This window comes from Natrinema soli, from assembly GCF_028618695.1.
Genome location: NZ_JAQIVI010000172.1, coordinates 1 through 1,544 on the forward strand (window position 1 = coordinate 1; position 1,544 = coordinate 1,544).

General features: G+C 66.6%; 2 protein-coding genes. One reads left to right on the top strand and one right to left on the bottom strand.

The window, feature by feature from the left end:
- Positions 1 to 446: SDR family NAD(P)-dependent oxidoreductase (locus PGX04_RS11745; RefSeq protein WP_273738680.1), on the bottom strand; the 446-nt coding region annotated here is incomplete at its 3' end.
- Positions 447 to 625: 179 nt separating this feature from the next.
- On the opposite strand from PGX04_RS11745, the gene PGX04_RS11750 reads away from it, so the two are divergent.
- Positions 626 to 1,544: alpha-hydroxy-acid oxidizing protein (locus PGX04_RS11750; RefSeq protein WP_273738681.1), on the top strand; the 919-nt coding region annotated here is incomplete at its 3' end.

Consider the following 1,544-nt stretch of genomic DNA (forward strand, 5'->3'; position numbering starts at 1 on the left):
GCGACGCTCGCGAGGTTGATCACCGAGCCGCCGCCGTCCTTGAGGTGCGCCGCGGCGGCGTGCGTGCAGTGATAGGTCCCGTTGATATTGATGTCGACGATCGTCTTCCAGCCGTTCGGCGAAATCTCGTCGAACTGGGCCATAAAGGACGCGCCGGCGTTGTTGACCAGCACGTCCAGCCCGCCGAACTCCTCGACGGTGGCCTCGACGAGCGCATCGACGGCCTCGCGGTCGGTCACGTCGCACTCGACCGGCAGCGCCCGGCCGGGACTGTCGCTCTCGTTGATTCCCTCGGCGACCGGATCGACGTTCTCCTGCTCGCGCGAGCAGACGACGACGTCGACGCCGTCCGCGGCGAAGCGCTCGGCGATCGACTTCCCGATGCCGCTCGAGGAGCCCGTGATGATGGCGGTCTCGCCGTCGACGCTGAACTGATCCGTACTCACGCGCGGTCACCTGCGACTGCGACTCGAATTCGGTTCGTTACCATTGTTAGACCCACTCGCCCATTCGAAGCAACTGTTAATAAAGATGGGCATGAATACCGTACCGTTAAGTGAATGGCAAGCACTGGCACAGATATTCACGCGGCGGCGACGGGACGGTCGTCGTCGCAGCCACAGCCATGACACCAGACACCCCCGATTACGGACCGGATCGCCAGGCCGAGGCCTATCTCAGCGGGATGCTCGAGGACGAACCCCCCGAGTTCCCCGTCTCCTACGATGATCTCGAGGAACGCGCCCGCGAGGAACTCAGCGAGGAGGCGTTCGCCTACGTCGCGGGCGGCGCGGGCTCGGAGTCGACGGTCGCCGCGAACGAGCGCGCCTTCGACGCGTGGCAGATCGTCCCCCGAATCATGCGGGACATCTCCGAGCGCGACCTGTCGGTCGACCTCTTCGGCCGCGAGTACCCCGCGCCCGTCTTGCTCGCACCCATCGGCGTCCAGTCGATCCTCCACGAGGAGGCCGAACTGGCCGTCGCCCGCGCGGCGAGCGAGTTCTCGGTGCCGATGATCTGTAGCTCCGTTTCCTCGTACTCGATGGAGGAAGTCAGCGACGAACTCGGCGAGAGCCCGGGCTGGTTTCAGCTCTACTGGAGCGCCGACCGGGACGTGGCGGCCAGTTTCCTCGAGCGCGCCGAGGACGCGGGCTACGAGGCCGTCGTCGTCACGCTCGACACGCCCAAAATGGGGTGGCGGGAGCGCGACATCGAACTCGGCTACCTGCCGTTCCTCGAGGCGCAGGGCCTGAAAAACTACTTCGAGGATCCGGCGTTCCGCGACCGGCTCGCGGCGGAGCCACAGGAGAACGAGGAGGCCGCAATCGCGTCCTGGCAGGCCTGCTTCGGCGACGCCTCGCTGACCTGGGACGACCTCGAGTGGCTCGAGGCCCAGACCGATTTGCCGATCGTCGTCAAGGGTGTCCTGCATCCCGACGACGCTCGCGAGGCGGTCGAACGCGGCGTCGACGGGATGGTCGTCTCGAATCACGGCGGTCGGCAGGTCGACGGCGCGATCCCGGCGCTCGAGGCGCTACCGGACG